20 protein-coding genes are annotated in these 17,459 nt (G+C 64.0%); 12 read left to right on the top strand and 8 right to left on the bottom strand.

Annotation, left to right across the window (positions count from 1 at the left end; translation table 11 throughout):
* The first annotated feature begins 68 nt into the window (after window positions 1-68).
* The 6 genes from ACVIYL_RS27145 (at window position 69) to ACVIYL_RS27120 (ending at window position 3,978) form a co-directional block, all read left to right on the top strand.
* On the top strand, window positions 69-458 hold the full coding sequence (locus ACVIYL_RS27145; protein ID WP_253607956.1) for a cupin domain-containing protein: 390 nt from the start codon (window positions 69-71) through the stop codon (window positions 456-458).
* A 119-nt stretch (window positions 459-577) separates the two neighbouring features.
* Window positions 578-1,363, top strand: coding sequence for an acyltransferase (locus ACVIYL_RS27140; protein ID WP_253607955.1), 786 nt, complete (start codon window positions 578-580; stop codon window positions 1,361-1,363).
* Between the two features lie 268 nt (window positions 1,364-1,631).
* The gene (gene rpsD / locus ACVIYL_RS27135) at window positions 1,632-2,249 is read left to right on the top strand and encodes a 30S ribosomal protein S4 (protein ID WP_076828559.1); all 618 of its coding nucleotides are present in this window, start codon (window positions 1,632-1,634) and stop codon (window positions 2,247-2,249) included.
* Between the two features lie 119 nt (window positions 2,250-2,368).
* Window positions 2,369-2,596, top strand: a complete 228-nt coding sequence (locus ACVIYL_RS27130) for a hypothetical protein (RefSeq protein ID WP_456780274.1) — start codon at window positions 2,369-2,371, stop codon at window positions 2,594-2,596.
* Window positions 2,575-2,871 (top strand): type II toxin-antitoxin system RelE/ParE family toxin, encoded by a 297-nt coding sequence (locus tag ACVIYL_RS27125; RefSeq protein WP_456780273.1) that lies wholly within the window; start codon window positions 2,575-2,577, stop codon window positions 2,869-2,871. The genes ACVIYL_RS27130 and ACVIYL_RS27125 overlap by 22 nt, the downstream gene beginning before the upstream one ends.
* A gap of 39 nt (window positions 2,872-2,910) precedes the next feature.
* Window positions 2,911-3,978 (top strand): threonine aldolase family protein, encoded by a 1,068-nt coding sequence (locus tag ACVIYL_RS27120; RefSeq protein WP_092088558.1) that lies wholly within the window; start codon window positions 2,911-2,913, stop codon window positions 3,976-3,978.
* A gap of 44 nt (window positions 3,979-4,022) precedes the next feature.
* Here ACVIYL_RS27120 and ACVIYL_RS27115 read toward each other — a convergent pair whose 3' ends face one another.
* From ACVIYL_RS27115 to grxD, 5 genes are all read right to left on the bottom strand, one after another.
* Window positions 4,023-5,537 (bottom strand): serine hydrolase, encoded by a 1,515-nt coding sequence (locus ACVIYL_RS27115; protein ID WP_143029727.1) that lies wholly within the window; start codon window positions 5,535-5,537, stop codon window positions 4,023-4,025.
* Window positions 5,538-5,558: 21 nt separating this feature from the next.
* Window positions 5,559-6,821, bottom strand: a complete 1,263-nt coding sequence (locus ACVIYL_RS27110) for a serine hydrolase domain-containing protein (protein ID WP_456781896.1) — start codon at window positions 6,819-6,821, stop codon at window positions 5,559-5,561.
* Between the two features lie 103 nt (window positions 6,822-6,924).
* Window positions 6,925-8,208 (bottom strand): serine hydrolase domain-containing protein, encoded by a 1,284-nt coding sequence (locus ACVIYL_RS27105; protein ID WP_456780272.1) that lies wholly within the window; start codon window positions 8,206-8,208, stop codon window positions 6,925-6,927.
* Window positions 8,209-8,257: 49 nt separating this feature from the next.
* Entirely contained in the window at window positions 8,258-8,809 is a 552-nt protein-coding gene (locus tag ACVIYL_RS27100; protein ID WP_176937137.1) for an O-acetyl-ADP-ribose deacetylase, read from the bottom strand.
* A complete protein-coding gene (gene grxD / locus ACVIYL_RS27095) occupies window positions 8,806-9,138 on the bottom strand; it encodes a Grx4 family monothiol glutaredoxin (RefSeq protein ID WP_016843475.1) in 333 nt (110 codons plus the stop codon). Before grxD ends, ACVIYL_RS27100 begins: the two co-directional genes overlap by 4 nt.
* A 292-nt stretch (window positions 9,139-9,430) precedes the next feature.
* Between grxD and egtB the strand changes: the two genes are divergently transcribed.
* The 3 genes from egtB to ACVIYL_RS27080 are packed head-to-tail and all read left to right on the top strand — an operon-like array spanning window position 9,431 to window position 12,129.
* Complete coding sequence (egtB, locus tag ACVIYL_RS27090; protein WP_456780271.1) at window positions 9,431-10,684, top strand: ergothioneine biosynthesis protein EgtB; 1,254 nt, start codon at window positions 9,431-9,433, stop codon at window positions 10,682-10,684.
* 53 nt (window positions 10,685-10,737) lie between these two features.
* Complete coding sequence (gene egtD / locus ACVIYL_RS27085; protein ID WP_092088546.1) at window positions 10,738-11,706, top strand: L-histidine N(alpha)-methyltransferase; 969 nt, start codon at window positions 10,738-10,740, stop codon at window positions 11,704-11,706.
* A 27-nt stretch (window positions 11,707-11,733) separates the two neighbouring features.
* Window positions 11,734-12,129, top strand: a complete 396-nt coding sequence (locus tag ACVIYL_RS27080) for a DUF4345 domain-containing protein (protein ID WP_076828465.1) — start codon at window positions 11,734-11,736, stop codon at window positions 12,127-12,129.
* A gap of 9 nt (window positions 12,130-12,138) precedes the next feature.
* On the opposite strand, the gene ACVIYL_RS27075 is transcribed toward ACVIYL_RS27080, so the two are convergent.
* The gene (locus ACVIYL_RS27075; RefSeq protein WP_092088544.1) at window positions 12,139-13,320 is read right to left on the bottom strand and encodes a low temperature requirement protein A; all 1,182 of its coding nucleotides are present in this window, start codon (window positions 13,318-13,320) and stop codon (window positions 12,139-12,141) included.
* Between the two features lie 33 nt (window positions 13,321-13,353).
* Window positions 13,354-13,590 carry a BolA family protein gene (locus ACVIYL_RS27070; RefSeq protein ID WP_016843470.1) on the bottom strand — a complete coding sequence of 79 codons (237 nt, stop codon included), beginning with the start codon at window positions 13,588-13,590 and terminating at the stop codon, window positions 13,354-13,356.
* A gap of 187 nt (window positions 13,591-13,777) precedes the next feature.
* Here ACVIYL_RS27070 and ACVIYL_RS27065 point away from each other — a divergent pair, with 187 nt between their 5' ends.
* Window positions 13,778-14,137 (top strand): DUF427 domain-containing protein, encoded by a 360-nt coding sequence (locus ACVIYL_RS27065; protein WP_057018401.1) that lies wholly within the window; start codon window positions 13,778-13,780, stop codon window positions 14,135-14,137.
* A 123-nt stretch (window positions 14,138-14,260) separates the two neighbouring features.
* On the opposite strand, the gene ACVIYL_RS27060 is transcribed toward ACVIYL_RS27065, so the two are convergent.
* Window positions 14,261-14,434, bottom strand: a complete 174-nt coding sequence (locus tag ACVIYL_RS27060) for a DUF1328 domain-containing protein (protein ID WP_024582607.1) — start codon at window positions 14,432-14,434, stop codon at window positions 14,261-14,263.
* Window positions 14,435-14,621: 187 nt separating this feature from the next.
* Between ACVIYL_RS27060 and ACVIYL_RS27055 the strand changes: the two genes are divergently transcribed.
* Together ACVIYL_RS27055 and ACVIYL_RS27050 are read left to right on the top strand one after the other, a co-directional pair.
* Entirely contained in the window at window positions 14,622-15,806 is a 1,185-nt protein-coding gene (locus ACVIYL_RS27055; protein ID WP_456780270.1) for an acyltransferase family protein, read from the top strand.
* Between the two features lie 88 nt (window positions 15,807-15,894).
* Window positions 15,895-17,046, top strand: a complete 1,152-nt coding sequence (locus ACVIYL_RS27050; RefSeq protein ID WP_456777621.1) for an IS110 family RNA-guided transposase — start codon at window positions 15,895-15,897, stop codon at window positions 17,044-17,046.
* The last annotated feature ends 413 nt before the right edge of the window (window positions 17,047-17,459 follow it).

Raw genomic sequence — 17,459 nt, 5'->3', positions numbered from 1 at the left:
ATCACACATCGCCCGCTTTCCGCCGCGATTCCGCGCTGCTAGAGATTCGCGGGTTGGGAAGAAAATCCATGTTCAGGAAATTACTGCTTGGTCTCACCGTGATTGCCCTTGCCGGTGCCGGCGCTGCGCTGGCGCAGCAGAGCGGCATCAAGCGGACGGCGCTGCAGAAGGTCGATTTTCCGCCGGGCTACAACACGGTCACCGCGATCGCCGAGGTTCCGGCCGGGGGTGCGTCGGGACGTCACACCCGTCCCGGCGCTGAAACCGGCTATTTGCTCGAAGGCGAGCTCGAGCTTCTGATCGACGGCAAGCCGCCGCTGAAGCTGAAGGCGGGCGATTCCTACCAGATCCCGGAAGGCGCGGTGCACGACGCCAAGACGTCCGGCGACCAGCCGCTCAAGGTGCTCGGCGTCTATGTGGTCAAGGCCGGCGAGCCGTTGGCAAAACCAGCGCCGTGAGCAGAACCCCTTGGTCTCCGACCAGTTGGTTCATCTGAGCTTCAGGTGCGGCGAGCAACCATTTGAGCTCGCCGGGCCTTTGATTTTTTGCCTGTTTGCTAAGGAACTGAACCGAACGGATGCGCGGTAAATTTCGTCAAATTTCATTGCCGCGCCGTCTCGTCGCCGATCTGATGCATGCATCGGCCGGCGTGCCGCTGGTCTCCCTGAAGCGCACCCTGAACGTGCGGGCAATCGTCGAGGCTCGTGCACGTGCGGCGCAGGCACCGGGCTGGGCCGCCATCTTCGTCAAGGCATTCGCGCTGGTCGCCAGGACCGAGCCAACCTTGCGCACGCTGCACGTCAAATGGCCCTGGCCTTGCCTCTACGAGTTGCCGCGCAGCGTCGGCATGGTGGCGATTGCCCGCGTCGAGAAGGGCGAGGACTGTGTGCTGTTCGAGCGCGTCTGTGCCGCCGACGAGATGCCGCTCGCCGAGGTCGACGCGCTCATCCGCCGCGCCAAGACCGCGCCGCTGCACGAAATTCCCTCGTTCCGCAAAATGCTCTGCGTGACCCGCCTGCCGCTTCCGCTGCGCCGCCTGGCGTGGGCGATCGGGATGAATTTTGGCCGGCAGCGCGCCAATTTCTGCGGCAGCTTTGGCGTGACCTCGGTCGCGGCCTATGGCCCCGGCGAATTGCACGCGCTGAGCCCCGGGCCATTCCTGTTGAGCTATGGCGTGATCAGGCCGGACCACACCGTCGACGTGGTGGTGCGCTGGGACCATCTGGTCTGCGACGCCGCCCTGATCGCGCAGACCTTGATCCGCCTCGAGCAGGTGCTGGGCGGCGAAATCGCCGCCGAACTGGGCGCGGGCCGGCCGCAAGCCGATGCCCGGCTGGTCCGGGCGGCCGGAAGCCGCCTCTAACGGACGAAATTGGCCAATTTTGACGCCGATTCGGCCCAAAATGCCCTGCGTTTTGTTTGACAGAACCGGACTTTCTCCTTAAGACCACCTTGCTCGCGGGCCGGTTTCGGCCCGCGATGCGTTTCGCGACCCGTGGTCCTCCCCGAGCTTTCGAGGCGGACCTGTCGGTACAGGCCTTTTGGCCGGTACACAGGAGGGCGCGTCTCCTCAAACCCTAGACTGACAAAACGCCGGGCGCTGGGTGCGACGGCTGTACAAAGAGGACGCGATGACAAAGCGCAGTGAGGCGAAGTACAAGATCGATCGCCGCATGGGCCAGAATATCTGGGGCCGCCCGAAGAGCCCCGTGAACCGCCGCGAATACGGCCCCGGCCAGCACGGCCAGCGCCGCAAGGGCAAGCTCTCCGACTTCGGCGTGCAGCTGCGCGCCAAGCAGAAGCTCAAGGGCTACTACGCCAACATTTCCGAGCGCCAGTTCCACGGCATCTATGTCGAAGCCAGCCGCCTGAAGGGCGACACCGGCGAGAACCTGATCGGCCTCCTGGAGCGCCGTCTCGACACCGTGGTCTACCGCGCCAAGTTCGTCTCCACGATGTTCGCCGCGCGCCAGTTCATCAACCACGGCCACATCAAGGTGAACGGCCGCAAGGTCAACATCGGCAGCTACAAGCTGAAGGTCGGCGACCTCATCGAGGTCAAGGACTCCTCCAAGCAGCTGACGCCGGTGCTGGAAGCGGCCCAGCTCCCTGAGCGTGACGTGCCCGACTTCATCGAGGTCGATCACTCCAAGATGACCGCGACGTTCGCGCGCACCCCCGGCCTCTCGGACGTGCCATTCCCGGTGCAGATGGAGCCGCATCTGATCGTCGAATTCTATTCGCGCTGATCACTGCAGCATTGCGATATCCGAAAGGCCCCGGTTTTGCCGGGGCCTTTTTGTTTGCCCACAAGACGACTATGATATTCGGGACTTGGCAGATGACTGCCCGTTGAGGTTTCTTGCCGATGACCCGGTTACTGGAACAGGCCTTCGAGACAGTTTCAAACTTGCCTGACACAGAGCAGGACGAGCTCGCGCGCATCATGCTGCAGCTTGCCGGCGTCGACCAACCACCGCTTCAGCTCGCGCCGGAAGAACACGCCGATCTGGCTGAAGCCGACTCCGAGATTGCACGCGGCGAGCTGGCAACGGCCGAGGAAGTCCGTGCGATGTGGGCAAAGCACGGGCTGTGAACGTCCGTTACACGCGACGCGCTCTTGTTCAGATTGATCAGGCACTCTCCTATATCGAGACACGATCGCCCCAGGGGGCGGTCGACGTGCGGGACCGCATCTTGGCACTTGTCACGCTGCTGCAAGAGCAGCCGCGTGCAGGGCGCCCGACAAGCCGCTCAGGCGTCCGCCGGCTTTCGGCGACACCTTATCCCTACCTGATCGACTATCGCGTGACGCCCACCGAGATCATAATTATGCGGTTTCGTCACGCTGCCCGGAGGCCTATACGCTAGCGGCGATTCCGCACGCCAGCGGAGCGATGAGGAAAGCCCATGCACTACACCCCTGCCCGGCCCGATCCCAAGGCCCCGCCCGTCCGCATCAACCTTCTGTCCGATACGCAGACCAGGCCGACGCCGGCGATGCGCGAGGCGATGGCGAAGGCGGAGGTCGGCGACGAGCAGGTCGGCGACGATCCGACCACCAATGAGCTCTGCGCCCGCGTCGCCGATCTGCTCGGCAAGGAGGCCGCCGTGTTCATGCCGTCGGGCACGATGTGCAACGTCGCGGCGACGCTGGCCTATTGCCGCCCCGGCGACGAGATTTTGGCGCATGCGACCGCGCATATCATCGCGCGCGAGGGCGGCGCCCATGCCGCGCTCGGCGGTTTCCAGATCACGCAGCTGCCGGGTGATGACGGCCAGTTCACGCCTGAGACCTTCCAGGCCGCGCTGCATCCGCGCACCCGCTACCAGCCGCCGCAGGTGCTCGTCAGCGTCGAGCAGACCGCCAATATCGGTGGCGGCACGATCTGGAAGAAGGCGGTGCTCGACGAGGTCGTGCGCATCGCCAAGGCCCACGGCCTTGTCACCCACATGGACGGCGCGCGGCTGCTCAATGCGACCGTGGCGTCCGGCATCACGCCGCGCGAAATGACGGCGGGCTGGGATTCCGCCTGGATCGATTTCTCCAAGGGCCTCGGCGCGCCGATCGGCGGCGTGATCGCCGGCACCCGGGCCTTCATCGACGATGTCTGGCGCTGGAAGCAGCGGCTCGGCGGCTCGATGCGGCAGTCCGGCGTCTGCGCCGCCGCCTGCATCCATGCGCTCGATCACCATGTCGACCGCCTCGCCGACGACCACGCCAATGCCCGGGCGCTGGCGCGCGGCCTGTCGCAGATCAACGGCATCGCGGTGCAGGCGCCGGAGACCAACCTTGTGTTCTTCAAGCCCGACGGTGCCGGGGTATCAGGCGACAAGATGGTCGCCGAGCTGCGCAAGCGCGGCGTGACGCTGGCGATGATGGACGGCCGGATCAGGGCCTGCACGCATCTCGATGTCACGGCAGCGATGATCGAGGAAGCGATCGGACACGTCAGGGACATCGTGCGCGCGGCGTAACTCCCGTAGCCCGGATGGAACTGCACGAAATCCGGGCTGCCAAACTACGGCAGCCGCTTTCCGACATGGTCAGTTCCTTCCTGGTGAAGGGTCACTTGCATTGCCGCGTTCCGACCGTCCGTGTCGAATGACAGCACGGCATCGACGACTTTGAAAAAGAACTTGCGATCGCTGGTGGCGAAGATTTCACGCCGCTCCTGCCCTGTCGCCTCGCTGAACAGGCGATTGCCCTCCCTCGTGACGCGGATCGAAAATTCCGGCGTGAACCGATAGGTTCCGACCAGACGATCCAGCGCCTGCGGGCTCACTGCAATGAACTTGCCGACCTTGGCCTGGCGATCCGGCCAGCGGTACTCGGCCGCGATGCTGCGCAGGATCTCGTCGACGAGGATCCGACCGCCCCAACCATTCGTCATCACGACGGCACCATCGCCGTTCTCGAAAATGACCATGGTGTCGATGAAGCCCTCGTTCACCCCGTTGTGCCAGAATTGCCGGTTCGGCGCCGAGCCGCGAACCAGCCAGCCCAGCCCGCGTCGTCCGATCCCAGGGGGTAGCCCGTCGGCACTACCGAGTACCGGCGAGAGCATCGCGGCCGTCATCGATTGCGACAGAACGGGATTGCTCCGACCGGCTAACGAATCCAACACGCCGAGCAAGAGACGGGCGAGATCGGTCGGCGTCGTCCATAATCCCGCGGCGGCCAGTTCGGGATAGACATGCGGGCCGCCAGGCACCGGCGCGCCGTCCGACCGGTACGGTGTGGCGGCCATCGTCAAACGATCCGCAGGCAATGGTTGCGCAAAGCTGGAATGCGTCATCCCGAAAGGCTTGAGGACGACGTCGTCGAGCAGCGCGGGAAACGGCCGTCCCGTCACATCGACGAGCAGTTGCTGAACGATCGTGTAGCCGCTGCCGGAATAGCGGTCCTGCTTGCCGGGCTCGTGCTCGACCCGGACAGGCGCGCTGTTCGCAGGCGGCGTGCCGTCGAGAATCTGGAGGAGCGAGGGGACCGGCTGGCCCGCCTGATAGCCCGGGTAGAACGGCACGTTGGTCCCGGCCGTATGGCTCAGCAACCGCCGAACTGTCACCCGAGATTGGGGATACGGATAGTCCGGAATCTTCCAGCTCTTGAGCGCAGTGTTGACGTCCGCATCGAGATCGAGCTTGCCAGCCTGGGCCAGCGCCAGAGCAGCAATGGCGGTCACCGGCTTGCTGATCGAGGCCGCCTGGAACAGCGTTTCCGGCACCACGGGCGGACCGCCGATGGCGACCGAGCCAAAGCCGCGCACCCATTCGATGGCGCCGCCGTGAATCACCGCGATGCTGACACCGGGAACGTGCAGCTCGTTCATGCGATCGGCAAGCGTCATTGGCGCATCGCCGTCGACGACGATCGCCGTCCTCAGGCCGTTCAAGACATGGTCGATCCGCTGCATGACGTCGGCATCACTGGGGCGGCGAGGTTCTTCGGCCAGAACAGGCCAGCACGCAGTCATGGCTGCAGACGTGACGGCCGCGAGGATGAGCTTGCGGAAAGTGAATGTCATCGCCTGCATGACCACCTCCGCGCGCCACGTCTACCGCCCCATCGCCCGGTAGATCAGCGTCTTCAGCTCCTGCTGGATTCGGCCGCGCTGCGACGGCGTCTGCACCATGAAGATCCCGAACAGGTCATCCGCGGGATCGATGAAGAAGAAGGTACCGCCGACGCCGTCCCAGCGATACTCGCCCAGCGGCCAGTCTGTGTTCGCCGGCACCGAGGTGCGGACCGCGAAGCCGAGGCCGAAGCCGGAATTCGGACCGGGATAGTAGTTCTGGTCGCGCACGACGCCGGTCTCCGGACCGATATGGTCCCTCGCCATCAGCGCGATGGTCTCCGGCTTCAGATAGCGCCTGCCCTCATAGCTGCCGCCATTCAGCAGCATCTGCGAGAAGCGCGCATAGTCGCCGATGGTGCCGACCATGCCGCCGCCGCCGGATTCCCATCGCAGCGGCTTGCGCGGATTGCGGACGTCGGCGACCGGACTGATAGTGCGATCCTTCGGCATCGGCTCGGCGATCAGCGGCCATTTCGCCCGGTCGGCGACATAGAACGCGGTCTCGTTCATCCCGAGCGGGCCGAGCAGCCGCTCCTTCTCGACCTGAAACAGCGATTTCCCCGTGATCACCTCGATGATGCGGCCGAGCACGTCGGTGGAATGGCCGTAGTCCCATTGCGTGCCGGGTTGTTCGGCGAGCGGCAATGCCGTAAGCCGCGCCACGAATTCGGCATTGTCGGGATCGTTGTTGAACAGGCCGGCATCGGCGTAGGTCTTGTTCACGACACCACCGCCGTAATAGCCGTAAGGCAGGCCGGCGGTGTGGCGCATCAGGTCTTCGATGGTGATGGGGCGCCTCAGCGGCTCCAGCGTCATCGCCATCTTGCCCTCATCGCCGCGCTTTTCCACCCCGACCTTCATATCGGCAAAGGCCGGGATATATTTCGACACCGGATCGCCGAGGGCGAGCTTGCCTTCCTCGACCAGCATCATCGCGATGACCGTGGTGATCGGCTTCGACATCGAATAGAGGCGGAAGATGGTATCGGCGCTCATCGAGAATTCAGTGGCGACATCGCGAACCCCGAACTTCTCGTAGTAGACCGGCTTGCCATGCTGCTGCAGCAGCAGGATCGCGCCCGGAATCTTTCCGGTCGCGACCTCGTTTCTGACATAGTCGGAAACCTTGGCGAGGCTTTCCGCCGAGAAGCTGTGCGCGGCCGGCCCCGCGGAGCCGGCCTTCGCAACCGTTGCGACCAACGCGAACGCGAGTACCGCGACGAACGCGCGGCGCCCACGCATGCAAGCGCATGAGCCGATCCGCCTGAATCGGATCATGCCGTCATTCCCTTCTTTTCAACGCGTTTCTTCACGCGAACCGGTATCCACTTCGCTCGAAAACGCTCTAGTTTTCCATGGCTTCATAGACGAGCTGCTTCAGCGTCCGCTGGATGCGCTGACGCTCGGTCGGCGTCTGCTCCAGCAGGACGAAGAAGAAGTCCTGCTTGCGGTCGATGACATAATAGCAGCCGCTGGCGCCGTCCCATTTCAGCTCGCCGAGATCGCCGGGCGGCGGCGGCTTCGCAGTGCCGGGATCGGTGCGCACCGCGATCCCAAGCCCGAAGCCGAAGCCGTCGCCGGGGAAGTAGAAAAAGTCGCGCTCGACGCCGGAGCCCGGTCCGACGCGGTCGGTCGTCAGCTCCTTGAACGTCTCGGGCTTCAGGATGGTCTTGCCGTCGAGGGTGCCGCCATTGAGCAGCATCTGCGCGAAGCGCGAATAATCCGCCATGGTCGAGACCATGCCGCCGCTGGCGGACTCCCATTTCTTGACCTTGGTCGGATCGTTGACCCGGCCGACCCGGAAGTCGCTGTCGTTCGGCATCGGCTCGGCCATCAGCTTCTGCTTCTCGGGATCGGTGACGAAGAAGCCGGTGTCCTTCATGCCGAGCGGATCGAGTAGCCTTTCGTACTCGATCGCCGAGAGCTTCTCGCCGGTGGCCACCTCCATCACGCGCGCCAGAATGTCGGTGGAATGGCCGTATTGCCAGAGCGCGCCGGGCTGGTTGTGCAACGGCAGCTTGGCGATCCGCTCGGCGAATTCGGCGAGATCAAAATCTCCGCCGTAGATATTGGCTTCCTTGTAGGCTTTGCGGACCAGGCTGTCGCCATAGAAGCCGTAAGTGATACCCGACGTATGCGTCATCAGATCGAGGATCGTGAGCGGCCGCTTTGGCGGCACCAGCTCCAGCGTCTTGGTGCCGTCCTCGGCCTTCTTCTCGACGCCGACCTTCACGTTGGCAAAGGACGGGATGTACTTCGAGACCGGATCGTCGAGCTTGTATTTGCCCTCCTGCAGCAGCTGCATTGAGACGACGGCGGTGATCGACTTGGACATCGAAGCCAGCCGGAAGATGGTCTTGTCCGTGATCGGCACCTTGCTGACCACATCCTGCACGCCGAAGGCCTCGTGATAGACCGGCTTGCCGTGCTGCTGGATCAAGACGATGGCGCCGGGAATCTTCCCGGTCGCGACCTCGTTCTTGAAGAACTCGCTGATCTTGGCGAGCTTGTCGCGGTTGAAATGCGCACCCGCCGGAATCTCGTAGGTGCCCTCGGTGTGCGGGTACGCCGGCGCCGCCAGCACCACCGCGGCGGCCGCGGCCGCGCACGTCAAACGAAATGAATGCATTTGGATTATCCCTCCCCGGAAATCACGGGGAAGTGTAGCGGCGGTATCATCAGGCACAAGGGCTGCCAAAGGCCCCCAGGACCTTCTGATGAAGCTCGCCGCTTTGGGCAGAAAAGCAGCAAAAGATCACCTGCGCGAGGCCGGGTGCGGCGGCCAGGGCATCGACGACGGCCTTGACCGCGATGTCGGCGGCGCGGTCCGGCGGGAAGTGATAGACGCCGGTCGAGATGGCGGGAAATGCAATGGAGCCAAGCTGATTGGCGTGGCACAGCTCGATGCCGCGGCGATAGCAGGATGCGAGCAGCGCGCCCTCGTTTTGGGTGCCGCCGTGCCAGATCGGGCCGACGGCGTGGATCACGTGCTTGGCCGGGAGCCGATAGCCTTTGGTGATCTTGGCGTCGCCGGCCTTGCAGCCGTGCAGGGTGCGGCACTCGGCGAGCAGCTCGGGGCCCGCGGCACGATGGATCGCTCCGTCGACGCCGCCGCCGCCGAGCAGCGATGAATTGGCCGCGTTGACGATGGCGTCAACGCGCAGGGTCGTGATGTCGGTAACGATGACTTCGAGCCGCGCCTTGCCGATCTGGCGCGCCGTCAAGGTCAGGCAGCCACGTCGACCGGGATGCCCTTGTCGGCAAACAGCTGCTGCAATTCGCCGGCCTGGAACATCTCGCGGATGATGTCGCAACCGCCCACGAACTCGCCCTTCACATAGAGCTGCGGAATCGTCGGCCAGTTCGAATAGACCTTGATGCCGTTGCGCAGCTCGGCGGATTCGAGAACGTTGAGGCCTTTGTAGCCGACGCCGATGTGGTCGAGGATCTGCACGACCTGACCGGAAAACCCGCACTGCGGGAATTGCGGCGTGCCCTTCATGAACAGGACGACGTCGTTCGACTTCACTTCGTTGTCGATGAATTGCTCGATGCTCATTTTCGCTTCCTTCGGGGGCGACGCTCTCAGGCCTTGACGGGCCGGCCCGCCCTTCTAACCCGTGACTGACTATATATGTAGCTCAAACCATTGTGCATCCAAAGCAAAATGGCGGAAATCTGGCATGCGCCGGGCGCTGCGGGCGCCCCAAATGGGCCGGGATTATCTGACGGCCCCAATATCATCGCGGGGGGAGGCTTTTTTCCCGTAACGGAGCCCCTATCTAGGACGAACTGTCCGTTGGGAACCAGTTTGCCGAAGCAACGTTCTCTCCATTGAATCGGAGACCCCTGTGACGAAACCAGCCTCTGCCGCGGCCGCCCTTCCCGCCGTCCCCCCGTCACTGTCCTCCGAATCCGGACCGCTCACCCAGCGCTTGGTGGACGCCTATCGCGCCGTCCGCGACGAGACCGAACGGCGGGCCGCACCGCTGTCGCCCGAAGACCAGCTGATCCAGTCGATGCCGGACGCGAGCCCGGCCAAATGGCACCGCGCCCATACCACCTGGTTCTTCGAGCAGTTCCTGCTCGGCGAGCATGTCAGGGGCTACACGCCATTCCATCCGGACTACGCTTATCTGTTCAATTCTTATTACGTCAGCGCCGGTCCGCGGCACGCCCGCCACCAGCGCGGCCATTTGACCCGCCCGACCGCCGACGAAGTCACCGCCTACCGCCGCCATGTCGACGCCGAGGTGGTGAAATTCTTCCAGACTGCCGGTGCCGATACGCTCGAGGCGCTGGTGCCGCTGGTCGAGGTCGGCCTCAATCACGAGCAGCAGCATCAGGAGCTGATGTACACCGACATCCTGCATGCCTTCGCGCAGAACCCGATCCCGCCGGCCTACGATCCGGCGTGGCGCTTCCCGGCGTCGCAGCACGGGCCTGAGGAATGGGTGACGCTCAACGAAGGCATCCACACCGTCGGCCATGGCGACGACAGCTTCCATTTCGACAATGAGAAGCCCGCGCATCGCGCTTTGGTCGGCCCGGTCAAGCTCGCGAAGAACCTCGTCACCAATGCAGAGTGGCTCGCCTTCATGAAGGACGGCGGTTATTCCACCGCCACGCTGTGGCTGATGGATGGCTTTGGCACGGTGAGCAACGAGGGCTGGCAGGCACCCGGCCACTGGCGCGAGATTGACGGCGAATGGAGGATCATGACGCTCGGCGGCCTGCAGCCGATCGATCCGTCAGCGCCGGTTTGCCATGTCAGCTATTACGAGGCCGACGCCTTCGCCCGATGGGCCGGCAAGCACCTGCCGACCGAGATGGAATGGGAGGTCGCCGCGCGCGCCGGCCTGCTCAACGACGCCTACGGCATCGTCTGGCAATGGACCCGCAGCTCCTATTCGCCCTACCCGGGCTACCGCGCGATCGAAGGCGCGCTCGGTGAGTACAACGGCAAGTTCATGGTCAACCAGCTCGTGCTGCGCGGCTCGTCGCTGGCGACGCCTTCAGGTCACAGCCGCGTCACCTATCGCAACTTCTTCTATCCACACCATCGCTGGCAATTCACGGGGTTACGCCTCGCAGACTATGCCTGATTGAGTCCTGTCGACATCAATAACGCGTCGGTAAGCGCGTTCGGGAGAGTATCATGAATGTGCATGCCGCCGCTTTGGCCAAAGCGTATCCGTTCGACGAAGCGACATCGATGTTTGCCGGCGACGTGATTGGCGATCTCGCCCGTCACCCGAAACGGCTGTCACCGAAATATTTCTACGACGCCACCGGCTCCGAGCTGTTCGAGCAGATCACGGTGCTGCCGGAATATTATCCGACGCGCACCGAGCTTGGCATCCTGCGCGACCGCGGTGACGAGATCGCCGCGATCATCCCTGACGGCGCGGCGCTGGTCGAGTTCGGCGCCGGCGCGACCACCAAGGTGCGCCTGCTGCTCGAGCATTGCGAATTCGGAGCCTATGTGCCGGTCGATATCTCAGGCGATTTCCTCAAAGCCCAGGCCGACGGGCTGCGGAAGGATTTCCCCGGCCTCGGCATCTACCCGGTCGCGGCCGATTTCACCACGCCGTTCACGCTGCCCGAGGCCGTCGCCGCGATGCCGAAGGTCGGCTTCTTTCCCGGCTCGACGCTCGGCAATTTCGAGCCGAGCGAGGCCTTGGCCTTCTTGCGGAGCGCGCGAAAAATCCTCGGCCACGGCGCGCAGATGATCATCGGCGTCGACCTCGAGAAGGACGAGCGCGTGCTGTACGACGCCTATAACGACGCGGCCGGCGTCACCGCGCGGTTCAACCTCAATGTGCTGGTTCGCATCAACCGCGAGCTCGGCGGCAATTTCGATCTGTCGGGCTTCACGCACCGCTCGATCTACAACCGCGATCGCCATCGCATCGAGATGCACCTGATCAGCCGCAAGGCGCAGACCGTGCGCATCCTCGGCAATACCTTTGCGTTCCGTCCCGGCGAGAGCATCCACACCGAGAACAGCTACAAATACTCGATCGAGCGCTTCACCGCGCTCGCCCGCAGCGCGGGCTGGACGGTGCGCGAGAGCTGGACCGACGCCAACACGATGTTCTCGGTGCACGCGCTGGTCGCGGACTAGCGCCCAAACCAAGAGACGGGGCAAATCATGGGCAGGCGTCCGCTGCAGATCGCGACGGCGTTGCTCGCCCTGGTCCCGATCCTGACCGGCATCATCACCATGCTGGGCGTCAGCGATCCGCTCTACGCCTCCGCGGGCGTCCCGGCACTGCCGGTGCTCGACAGCAATCTGCGCTTCTTCGGCGGGGTCTGGCTCGGTCTCGGCCTCGCGCTGCTCTGGCTGGTGCCGCGGATCGAAAGCGAGAGCGTGCTGTTTCGGGTGGTCTGGGGCGGCATCTTCCTCGGCGGTATCGGCAGGCTTTTGTCGATGCTGATGGTCGGCCTGCCGCCGCTGCCCTTCGTGGGCTTCACCGCGCTCGAAGTGATCGGCGCACCGCTGTTCGTCTATTGGCAGCACCTGGTAGCAAAGGCCGGCCGCAAGTAACGGCGGCCGCTATTCCTCTTCCCCCGTTGATCGCAGCGAGATCGACTCCCACGCGGCGACCACGATCATGATCGCGGTGGTGACGATCGAGAGCACCAGCGGCGACATCTCGCGCGCGAAATAGGCCGTGATCGCCAGCGCGACGATGCCGACGCCGTGCGACAGCTGCAGGAAGTTGCGGATCACATATTTGAACAGGATGGTCCCGACCAGGAACAGCATGGGCCCGCCCACCGAGCTGACGATCGTGTTCAGATCGGAATGACCGGACGGGTGCTTCAGCACCAGTTCGTCGGCCACCGCGGTGAGGATGATGCCGCCGACGATCGGCATGTGCAGATAGGTATAGGCGATCCGTGCTACGCGGCCGGATTCCTCTGACCTGGAGATCATATCCGAGCCAGCCTCGGCGCCCTTGTGGAAATAGATCCACCACATCGCGATGCTGCCGACCAGCGCCGAGATGAACGCGGTGACATTCTCCGGCGTCCAGGTCAGCTCGGCAAAGGTCGCGCCATCGACCACGATGGCCTCGCCGAGCGCAATGATGATGAAGCCGGCGCAGCGCTCGGCCATGTGGCCACCCTCGACCGACCACGCCTCGATCGAGGAAAAGCCGAGCCCAGGGGTCCAGAATCGCGCGGCCGGCGCGATATATTCGATGGTCAGCGCCGCAATCCAGAGCCACATCCGCGTCTCATGTTCGGCGAATCCGCCGAGAATCCACAGCACGGCCGAGCAGGACAGCCAGGTCAGGATGCGGATGGCGTTGTGGCGCACCGCCGTCCGGCGCCGCGGCGTCGCCAGCAGCCAGAACGTGGTGCGGCCGACCTGCATTGCCGCATAGGTCCCGGCGAACCACAGCCCGCGGCCCTCGAAGGCGGTCGGTATGGAGGTCGACAGCAACAGCCCGCCCAGCATCAGCACGAACAGCAGCAGGCGGACCGGCGTCAGCTCGGGATTGAGCCAGTTGGTGACCCAAGTGGTGTAGACCCACACCCACCACACCGCGAGGAACAGCAGCGTGACCTGCACCGCCCCAAGCAGGGTGAAGTGGTGCAGCAGCGTATGCGACAGCTGCGTGACGGCGAAGACGAAGACGAGGTCGAAGAACAGCTCGGCATTGGTGACGCGGCTGTGCTGGTTCGGGACGATGACGCGAAACATCGCGCCACGCGGATTGTCCACCATGCTTGAGGCCCCCGCCCGCAGCTTTGCCGGGCCCTAGCCTTCCGGCACGCCGGTCTGCAGGGCCAGCGCGTGCAGCACGCCGCCCATCTGGCCCTTCAGCGACTGGTAGACGATCTGGTGCTGCTGGACGCGGGACTTGCCGCGGAATGACTCGGAAATAACAGTGGCGGCGTAGTGGTCGCCGTCGCCGGCCAGATCGCGGATCGTCACCTCGGCATCGGGAATCGCTGCCTTGATCATCGATTCGATATCACGGGCGTCCATCGGCATCCCAGTCCACCTCCGTCAGGTCGTTCGAATCAGGGCCAGATCGGCCAGATAAACCTAAGGATAAAACCTAGCCCTTGGGGTCTTCTAGGTCATCCCGGGCACACTATATTCCCATTCCCAGCGATTTAAACCTGCATCAATCGGTCACAAGCCATCACACCGAAATGACCAGAAGAGGCGCAGAATCATGAAGCTCCCCGGCCCCGATCATCCCATCACGATCACGCCCAATGCCAAGCGCGTCCGCGTCATCGCCGACGGCGTCGTGATCGCCGAGACCACCCATGCGCTGACCTTGAAGGAAGCGAGCTATCCGGCCGTGCAATACGTCCCCCGGCAGGACGCCAACATGGAGCTGTTGACCCGCACCGAGCGGACCACGCATTGCCCGTACAAGGGGGACGCGAACTACTTCAGCATCAAGGCCAACGGCAAGACGCTGGACAACGCGATCTGGACCTATGAGGAGCCCTTCCCGGCGATGACCGAGATCGCCGGCCACCTCGCCTTCTATCCGGACAAGGTGAAGATCGAGGAAGTCGCCTAGGGTCGCCTGCCGCAAGCGCCGGGCCTCGCCCGGCCTTTGGTCGCGCGCTGACCCAGCCTGCAGAACGGCAATGCCCGGGCGAGGCCCGGGCATGACGTCGAGAGCGCTTGGCCCCGATCCCAGCTATACCCTGAATATCGTGAGCCCGAGGATCAGGAGCACCAGGAAGATCACGACGAACACATAGAACAGAAAGCGCGCGATGTCGGCGGAGGCGGCGGAAATGCCGGTGAAGCCAAGCAAACCCGCGATGATCGATACGACAAGGAAGATCAGCGCCCATTTCAGAATTGTCATTACCCGCTCCTCATCACCGCGCGTGTCCGCCAGGTCGGACGAGAACGCCCGCACCCGACCGCAGTTCCAAAGACGAAACAGCTTCGCCGAGATGACCGACCTCGATACTCCCCCGTCCGGCCGATTGGGCCTTGCTGAATCAGGTTCCCGACTGCAACATCAGGGTGCAGACCCGGCTGGTGGCACCATGAAATCGATTGCTCACGCGGCTCCGGCCGTCGACATCCAGGCAGCACCGAAGCTCCACAAGCGCAATGTCGCGCTGGACCGCGCGCGCACCTTCCTGACCCTCGTCGTGCTGCTGCACCACGCGGTGATCCCCTACACCTATTTCGGGCACACCGACCCGACATCGTGGATCGGCTTCGACTGCGTGGTGCTCGCCACCGACAGCTTCTTCATGGCGATGTTCTTTTTCCTGTCGGGGCTGTTCGTCTGGCCGGGGCTCGGCAACAAGCCATGGCTGATCTTCCTGCGCGACCGGCTGCTGCGGCTCGGCCTGCCGTTCGTGATCTGCGCTGTCACGATCATTCCGATCGCCTATTACGCGATCGCGCTGCGCGCGACGCCGGGGCTGAGCTTCTCCGAATTCTGGTGGAAAACCATGACGGTCGGGCCGTGGCCAAGCGGCCCGATCTGGTTCGTCTATGTCCTGATGGCCTTCGACCTGACGGCGAGCATGCTGTACCGGGTGTCGCCGCGTCTGCTCGATCCGATCAACCGTCTGTCGATCAAGGGATTTCAACGTCCCTCGAAGTTCTGGCTGTTCCTCGTCATCGTCAGTGTCGCCGCCTACCTTCCGATGCTGGTCCATTACGGCCAGAACTACTGGTTCGAGTTCGGGCCGTTTTCGGTGCAGGCGAGTCGCGTGCTGCTGTACGCGTCCTATTTCTTCATCGGCGCGGGAATCGGGGCGGCGAACCTCGAGGGTGGCGTGCTCAGCGCGCACGGACGGCTGACCGAGCGCCGCTGGTTCTGGACCGGCATCACGCTGATCCCGTACTGTTTGATGTGGGTGATGATCTACATCAAGCGCATGATCATCGGTAACCCCGATCCGCTGCCCGGCTGGTATCTCGGGATCTACGGTACCTTCTATGTGCTGTTCAGCGCCTCGATCCTGTTCGCGATCCTGGCCTACTTCCTGCAATCGAAATCGTCGGGCCCGACGCTGCTCGACCGGATGCAGGGCGACGCCTACGGCATGTTCCTGGTGCACTATCCGATCGTGCTGTGGCTGCAATACTGGCTGTTCGATATGGATCTGCCGGCCTTCGCCAAGGCCGCGATCGCGTTCTTCGCCACCGTGGCGCTGAGCTGGGCGGTCACGGCCGTGTTGCGCAAGATTCCCGGCTCGAGATACGTGCTTTAGTTCGATGAAGCCGTAGATTCCATGGGGCGGTGAGCGTGGCCTTTCCGATAGATTTGGGTTTCCACACTCGAACCATCGGAGAAGTCAGATGCAAGCATCGACCGCAGGGACGCCCACCGCCAGCCATTGTGGCACAATTTTTGTTGCGATCGAACTCAGTCAGAAGACGTGGCTTGTGACGCTGCACAGCCCGGACCGGGATCGGATGTCGCGCCACAAGCTGCAAGGAGGCGATCACGCCGAACTGCTGGCGTTGATCGAACGGACCCGCGCCCGGGTGGCGGAGAAGCTCGGATCGGTGCCGCGTGTGGTGAGCTGCTATGAAGCCGGCTATGACGGCTTTTGGCTGCACCGGCTGCTGGAGGCGGCCGGGATTTTGAACTTCGTGTTCGACCCCGCGAGCATTGCGGTGGAGCAGCGGGCACGGCGAGCAAAGACGGACCGGATCGACGGCGAGCTATTGCTGCGCACGCTGATGGCCTATTTGCGGGGTGAGCCGCGGGTGGTCCGGATCGTGCGGGTGCCGCGCGTGGAAGCGGAGGATGCCCGGCGCGCCAGCCGCGAACGCGACCGCCTGGTCACCGAGCAGACCGCCCACAGCAACCGGATCAAGGCGTTGCTGCGTCTTCGGGGGATGGCGGTCGGCAATCCGCGGCGGCGCGACTGGCTTACCTGGCTCGAGCGGCAGCGCGACTGGCAGGGCGAGGCGCTGCCGCCGCATCTTCTGGCCGAGATCAAGCGCGAGCACGCCCGGCTGATGCTGGTGTGTGAGCAACTCGCGGCGCTGGAGCAGACCCAGGCTGCGGACACTTCTCCGGCGGTTCCGACGCCGATGGTCGAGCGACGAGATCAATTGCAGCGGCTCAAGGCGCTCGGCCCGGCCTTCACGGCAACGCTGGTGAACGAGCTGTTCTACAAGGACTTCCGCAACCGCCGCGAGGTCGCCAGCTATTGCGGATTGACGCCCAGTCCCTGGAAGAGCGGCGGCACCGATCGCGAGCAAGGCATCAGCAAGGCCGGCAATCGGCGCGCCCGCCACAAGGCGATCGAACTGGCCTGGCTGTGGCTTCGTCATCAAGGCGACAGCACGCTCAGCCGCTGGTTCCGCACCCGCACCGCCGACGCCGGCAAGCGCGCCAAACGCATCGCCATCGTCGCGCTGGCGCGCAAGCTGATCGTGGCATTGTGGCGCTATCTCACCACCGGCCTCGTCCCCGACCAGGCCGTGATCAAGGCGTAAAACCGACCACCCCACCACGCGCCGCGGCTTCGCCGCGCTCCGTGCGGGATGGATGATGACCGTGCCATCCTAGGGCTTCAACCGCCGTTTCGTAGATGGGTCTCATCCTCGCCAGGCTTCCTCGCCGCAAGCATGCGGAAAGTGGGTACGGATCAAACAATCCGACCGGATATGAGGTGATGCAGTGAACTGCAGCAATCTTCGGAAGCCAATCCCTGTTCGTTGCCCGGTCGTCGCGCTGCGCTACGCTCGGCTCCGCGCGCCGCCCTCTTGCCGTCAAACACCAACCCAGACCTCGCGAAGAGACTTGACTCACAAATCCCCATATGAGGATGGGTAGAGCGCAGCGAAACCCATCACTTTCGTGCCGTGCATCGAGATGGTGGGTTTCGCTGCGCTCTACCCACCCTACG

It is taken from the genome of Bradyrhizobium sp. USDA 3315 (assembly GCF_054056795.1).
This window is presented reverse-complemented; position numbering and strand designations above follow the sequence as displayed.